This window comes from Parashewanella hymeniacidonis, from assembly GCF_016900895.1.
Lineage (GTDB): Bacteria > Pseudomonadota > Gammaproteobacteria > Enterobacterales > Shewanellaceae > Parashewanella > Parashewanella hymeniacidonis.
In genome coordinates this window covers 77,262-83,943 of the sequence record NZ_JAFEUN010000004.1, presented here as the reverse complement: position 1 = coordinate 83,943, position 6,682 = coordinate 77,262, and the positions used below count along the sequence as shown (strand labels likewise).

The window sequence follows — 6,682 nt, the reverse complement described above, 5'->3', positions numbered from 1 at the left end:
CAGTATTGGCGACTCAATAAACCTTCTAATGGCTGCGTGTGCCTGGAACTTGAGAAAGTGGTTAGCCATTTTCTTTTTGCTCGAAAAAGATGGTGAGTTTTGGCTGTTTTGTAGTGAAATTGATGCAAAATCTAAGAAATCTTGCTTTTGGGGTACGGCTCTGAATTTTGCGTAAATCAGATGCCGTACATTTAAACTCTTGAAATGGATTTTTTCAGAACCGACTATTTACATAATTTATTTCTTAGCTTTTGCATTCTTTTTAAAAAAGGTATTTTCATTCGATATTGGCCTTATACAAGGCCTCATCGTTTCAGCTCTCATCACAATTTTTACATTTACTTATATCTATTTTAAGTTTAATGCTGGATCGCATTCATTAGAAATCACTGATGAAAAAATAATATTCAAAGACGATCAATATGAAACACACATTAACCAAGCCGACTATCAAGGTTATCGAATTACTCGCTTCCTACCGCACAGAGTCGAAATTAAGAACAAAATCTATGGTGAAACATCATTTAGCTATTACGCTTTCCCACCAGAACAGCGCAGGCAAATTTTTAAACTTCTCGATGCCTATTAAAACAATAAAGCCACTGTGGTATCAGTGGCTTCTTATTTGGTAATATCAGTAACTTTTATAAATCGGCAAGTGCTTCTTTACATAGCTGGGTGATACGTTCCCAATCACCTGATTCCATTGCATCTGTTGGGGCAATCCAGCTACCACCAATACATTCAACATTGGGTAATGCTAAATAGTCTTTATACGAATCAGGTGTAATTCCGCCAGTTGGACAAAAGCGAATATTAGAAAGCGGACCAGAAAATGCTTTAAGTGCTTTTACGCCACCCGATGCTTCAGCTGGGAAAAATTTAAAGTGCGTGTACCCTAAATCCATTCCCTTCATCACTTCAGAAATGCTAGCAACACCAGGAATTAATGGAACATTGCCTTTCATCGCTACTTCTAATAAATGAGTTGTTGCACCAGGAGTAATGATAAATTCAGAACCCGCATTGACCGCATGCGCTAACTGCTCTTCATTTAATACCGTTCCGGCACCAACCATTGCATCAGGTACTTCAGCTTTAATTTTTGCAATTGCAGCTAAGGCACACTCTGTACGAAGCGTTACTTCAAGGACTTTGATTCCTCCAGCTACAAGCGCTTTGGCCAAAGGGACAGCGTGCTCAATTTTATTGATAACCATAACAGGAACAACTGGGCTGCAGGCAAATACTTCTGCAGGTTGAATTGACCAATTATTTTGTTTAATCATTCTCGATTCCTTAGTAATGTTCATCAATAGCCTGTGTAGAGCGAGCACCTGTTTCTGGGCTACTTAAATTTGCTCTCAAGGCACCAAATAGCTCACGCCCCATTCCATAGCGTGAACGTTGTAGGTCAATTTTTTCTGCTTCACGATTGGTCAAAATTGTTTCATCAACCAACAGGCTTAGCTCACCAGTAATCGCATCAACACGAACTAAATCACCGTCTTCAATTTTACCAATTAGGCCACCATCAATAGCTTCTGGTGTTAAGTGGATTGCAGCAGGGACTTTGCCTGAAGCGCCAGACATACGGCCATCAGTGACTAATGCAACTTTAAAGCCTTTATCTTGTAAAGAACCTAAGAGAGGCGTCAACTTGTGAAGTTCAGGCATACCGTTAGCTTTAGGTCCTTGCCCTTTAACAACGACTACGCAATCACGATCCAAACCGCCTTCATCGAATATTTTTTGAAGCTTATTTTGATCGTCAATCACAACCGCAGGGGCTTCGACAGTTCGGTTTTTCTCAGGAACGGCTGACACTTTGATTACGGCACGACCTAAGTTGCCCTTCATCAATTTTAAGCCGCCATTGGCTTGGAAAGCATCAGCAACTGAAGTTAATACTTCTTTGTCTAGGCTTTCAGCAGGTCCGTCAACCCAAGTTAATTCACCATCGATGATTCTTGGTTCTTTGGTGTAAGTGCGTAAACCATTACCAGCAATGGTTGCAACATCTTCATGCAATAAGCCATTATCAAGTAGTTCACGAACTAAATACGCCATACCACCTGCAGCATGAAAATGATTAATATCTGCGTGACCATTTGGGTACACACGAGCAAGCAAAGGCACTACGTCAGAAAGCTCTGAGAAATCATCCCAGTTAACGATGATGCCCGCAGCACGAGCCGCCGCTACAATATGCATGGTTAAGTTCGTTGACCCACCAGTTGCCAGCAAGGCAACAATACCGTTTACAATTGACTTCTCATTGACCACTTCACCAATCGGTGTGTATTGCCCACTGTTTTCAGTTAAACGACAAACCTGTTGCGCCGCTTTTTTATTTAGTGCTTCACGTAAAGGATCATCAGGATTCACAAATGAAGAACCAGGTAATTGCAGCCCCATAACTTCGAGCATCAATTGGTTTGAGTTTGCAGTACCATAAAAAGTACAAGTACCTGCACTATGATAAGAGGCGGACTCAGCTTCCAGTAGCTCTTCTCGACCAATAAGCCCTTGCGCAAACTTTTGTCTAACTCGCGCTTTTTCTTTATTTGGTATGCCTGACTTCATTGGCCCTGCAGGTACAAATAACATTGGCAAGTGACCAAAGCTCAATGCACCAATCAATAAACCAGGAACAATTTTGTCACAAATCCCAAGTAATAAAGCACCATCGAACATGTTATGAGATAAGCCGACAGCAGAAGCCATTGCGATGATCTCGCGGCTCAACAAACTGAGTTCCATACCTGGCTGACCTTGAGTCACACCATCACACATAGCAGGTACACCACCTGCAACTTGCGCCACACTCCCAATTTCCTGACATGCCTTTTTTAACATTTCAGGGTAATGTTCGTATGGTTGATGTGCGGATAACATGTCGTTAAACGCCGTTACAATACCGATATTTGCTTTATTAAAGTGCCTTAAGGCACTTTTATCATCCGGATTACAGGCAGCAAAACCATGAGCAAGATTGCCACAGCTTAATGAACTGCGATGCACACCTTGTGTTTTTGCATCCTTCAACGCCGCAAGGTATTGAGCACGTGTTGCTTTGCTTCGCTCGATAATCCTATCGGTAACAGACTGAACTACTGAATGCATTTTGCCTCCTTAGGCACTCCAATACACGTCTACAGGGGTTTTGTGTTGACTTAAAACCGCACGTATCGGCATTGTGTAAATGTCATTATTCTCTAATGCTTGGCGGTAAACCGTCAGCTTTGACTCACCAACCAAGTGCAAAAAGATTTGTCGGCTGGATAAAATTCTTGATTGTGTAAACGTAATACGCTCATGTGGTGCGGAAGTTGGTGTCACAGCAGCGATGTCGTCAGACGTCGTTAATGCGTGTTCTAATTCGGCTTTTTCTGCACATGGGAACCACGAACAAGTATGGCCATCATTGCCCATACCTAAAATAACTACATCGAACCGATCAGGGAAATGCTGAAGCCTATCGTTGGCCATTTGCACACCTTCCGCAGCTGTTGAAAACATGTTTTTCAATCCTGTGAATTTAGCGGATGCGGCTTTATTTTGTAATAAATGCGCTTTTACTAAAGCTTCATTTGATGCATCCGAATCCACATCAACCCAACGTTCATCAGCAAGGGTGATATAAACGTCAGACCAATCGATGTTTTTTCTATTTAACAGTTTGAATAATTGCACTGGCGTTGAACCGCCAGAAACAACCAAACTTGCCTTACCACGTGAATCAATAGCTTCTTGTAATAATGTTGCAACTTTATCTGCCAACTTTTCTGCTAGCTGGCCAGCATCATCAAATGATTTAAACACTGCTTCTTTCATTGTATACGCTCTACTCGTCCCATGAACGACCGTCTTTGCTGATCAAGGCTACCGATGCTACCGGGCCCCACGAACCTGCTGGATATGGCTTTGGTTTTTCACCACTGTCTTCCCAAGCATCAATAATTCCGTCTACCCAGCTCCATGCTTGTTCCACCTCATCACGGCGTACGAATAAAGCCTGATTTCCTAACATGGCTTCAAGTAGCAGACGTTCATAAGCATCAGCGATACGATCGTTTTTAAAAGTATCTGAAAAACTTAAATCTAATTTTGTTGTTTGCAAACGTTGCTTTTGCTCAAGCCCTGGCACCTTATTCATCATCTGAATCTCAACACCTTCATGTGGTTGCAGACGAATCGTCAGTTTATTCGGTGGTAAGTTACGGTAGCTTGAGCGATACAAGTTATGTGGTGGGTTTTTGAAATATACAACGATCTCTGAGCTCTTAAATGGCATGCGTTTACCACTTCTTAGATAGAAAGGTACACCTGCCCAACGCCAGTTATCAATATCAACTCGCAGTGCTACAAAGGTTTCAGTATTAGAAGCTGTATTAGCCCCCTCTTCTTCAAGGTAACCAGGAACAGCCTTACCATTTAAGAAACCATTGCTGTACTGGCCTCGAACGGTATTTTCAAAAACGTTATTCTCGTTAATTCGACGCAGTGATTTAAGTACTTTTACTTTTTCATCACGAATACTATCAGCATCAAGGTTAACGGGAGGATCCATTGCAACTAAAGTCAAAACTTGTAGCAAGTGATTCTGGATCATATCTCGCATTTGACCCGCTTTATCAAAATAGCCCCAGCGCCCTTCAATTCCAACTTCTTCCGCAACGGTGATTTGCACATGATCAATCGTACGGTTATCCCATTTGGAAGCGAATAATGAGTTAGCGAAACGGAGCGCAATAAGGTTCTGAACAGTTTCTTTACCTAGGTAATGGTCAATACGATAAACCTGAGATTCATCGAAGTAAGCAGAAACTTGGTTATTGATGACTTGCGAGGATTCTAAATCATGACCAATTGGCTTTTCTAGCACGACTCGCATTGTGGGGGTTATTAAGTTCTGCTCTTTAAGACAACGACAAATGTCACCAAAGATAGCTGTCGGCGTTGCAAAATAATTCACCATGACTCGTTTTTCTGGTTCTAGAATGTCATGGAATTGAGCATAGCCTTTAACGTCTGTGAAATTGGTGCCGATGTAATGGCAACGTTCAACAAAACGTTTTAACGTTTCATCACACAATTCTTCTTTAACAAAGGTATTTAACGCTGTGGTTACCAGCTCGTGGAATTGTTGCTGAGTAAAATTATCTTTAGCAACACCAATAATGCGAGTTTCAGAGGAAAGCAATTCGGCTTTATCTAGCTGATATAAAGATGGCAGTAGTTTTCGTCTTGCCAAATCACCCTTAGTACCGAATAAAACAAAATCACATGCTTTAGCTTCTGATGCTTTTTTGCCCATTGCGAATGACGCTCCTATTGTAGGGTTCAGACTTATTAATATAACTAATTAATATGTCTTATCTGTGACCTTTCGTTGATTATCCGATTAAGATCATAAGATTTTGTTGTAATATAACAACAGAATTTGTTAAATGCACCTGTAAAATGCAAATTAGTCATTTTTATGTTGTAGCCAGTTACAGTACAAATCTGCTATTCTTTTTGTAGTTAACTTACTGTAGATTGAGTAAACTTTTCAAAATTGACGTAAAAAGTGACACCCTGCATCCTGATTTGAATCAATACGACATGTGATCAATCGGGTACAAAACCAAAAATAAAATTACAATCATTAATTAGAGCGGACACACGCCTATGAACACTCTAGAAAAGGTTCAAAAAAGCCTCGCACACTTCAGTAAATCTGAGCGAAAAGTAGCTGAAGTCATTCTTGCCTCTCCACAGACTGCAATTCATTCAAGTATTGCCACCCTTGCCAAGATGGCTGACGTTAGCGAACCAACCGTCAATCGCTTCTGCCGTAGGTTGGATACCAAGGGCTTCCCAGATTTTAAATTACATCTTGCCCAAAGTCTTGCAAATGGTACACCTTATGTGAGCCGTCATGTTGAAGAAGATGACTCACCAGATTCTTACACAACAAAAATCTTTGAATCTTCAATGGCTTCCTTAGATACTGCTCGTCAAAGCCTTGATATTGGTGCCGTAAATAAAGCTGTTGATATGCTGACTCAAGCTAAAACAATATCTTTTTTTGGCTTAGGAGCTTCGTCGTCCGTAGCACACGATGCACAAAACAAGTTCTTCCGTTTTAATGTACCGGTTATGTGTTTTGATGATGTGTTAATGCAACGCATGAGTTGTATTAACTGTAATGAAGGCGATGTTGTGGTTTTGATCTCCCACACAGGCCGAACAAAGTCTCTAATTGAAATAGCTAAACTAGCCCGTGAAAATGGCGCTGCAGTTATTGGTATCACAGCTCGAAATTCTCCACTTTCTGAAGAATGTACTTTAGCTGTAACGATGGAAGTACCTGAGGATACTGATGTTTTCTTGCCAATGGCTTCTCGCTTAGCTCAATTAGTTATTATCGATGTGCTTGCCACTGGTTTTATGTTGCGACGTGGTCCTCGTTTCCGTGAGAATTTACAACGTGTAAAAGAAGTTTTAAAAGAATCAAGAACTACAAAAGATACCATTTTGTAACTGGTTATCTATTTGTCATCGGCGAGATCATTTTAGGCATCTCGCCAACTTCCTCTCAAAAATTAGCTGTTCATCACAAAAATTACTGTTTCTTACATCTCATTTTGGTGTAACTTTCCTACATATTGTTTTTTTCTTTGGTAAACTAGCT

At 40.8% G+C, this 6,682-nt stretch carries 5 protein-coding genes; 1 reads left to right on the top strand and 4 read right to left on the bottom strand.

The genetic code is table 11. The features are described from left to right. Nucleotides 1-644: 644 nt before the first annotated feature. From JQC92_RS01825 to zwf, 4 genes are read right to left on the bottom strand one after another with little or no spacing between them, the layout of a single operon-like run. A complete protein-coding gene (locus JQC92_RS01825) occupies nt 645-1,286 on the bottom strand; it encodes a bifunctional 4-hydroxy-2-oxoglutarate aldolase/2-dehydro-3-deoxy-phosphogluconate aldolase (protein ID WP_338049479.1) in 642 nt (213 codons plus the stop codon). A 13-nt stretch (nt 1,287-1,299) separates the two neighbouring features. Next, entirely contained in the window at nt 1,300-3,126 is a 1,827-nt protein-coding gene (gene edd / locus JQC92_RS01820; protein ID WP_204998044.1) for a phosphogluconate dehydratase, read from the bottom strand. Nucleotides 3,127-3,135: 9 nt separating this feature from the next. After that, nucleotides 3,136-3,837: a 6-phosphogluconolactonase gene (pgl, locus tag JQC92_RS01815; protein WP_204998043.1), complete on the bottom strand. Its 702-nt coding sequence runs from the start codon at nt 3,835-3,837 to the stop codon at nt 3,136-3,138. A 10-nt stretch (nt 3,838-3,847) separates the two neighbouring features. Continuing rightward, nucleotides 3,848-5,320 (bottom strand): glucose-6-phosphate dehydrogenase, encoded by a 1,473-nt coding sequence (gene zwf / locus JQC92_RS01810; RefSeq protein WP_204998042.1) that lies wholly within the window; start codon nt 5,318-5,320, stop codon nt 3,848-3,850. A gap of 356 nt (nt 5,321-5,676) precedes the next feature. Between zwf and JQC92_RS01805 the strand changes: the two genes are divergently transcribed. Continuing rightward, nucleotides 5,677-6,531: a MurR/RpiR family transcriptional regulator gene (locus JQC92_RS01805; RefSeq protein WP_204998041.1), complete on the top strand. Its 855-nt coding sequence runs from the start codon at nt 5,677-5,679 to the stop codon at nt 6,529-6,531. Nucleotides 6,532-6,682 lie beyond the last annotated feature (151 nt).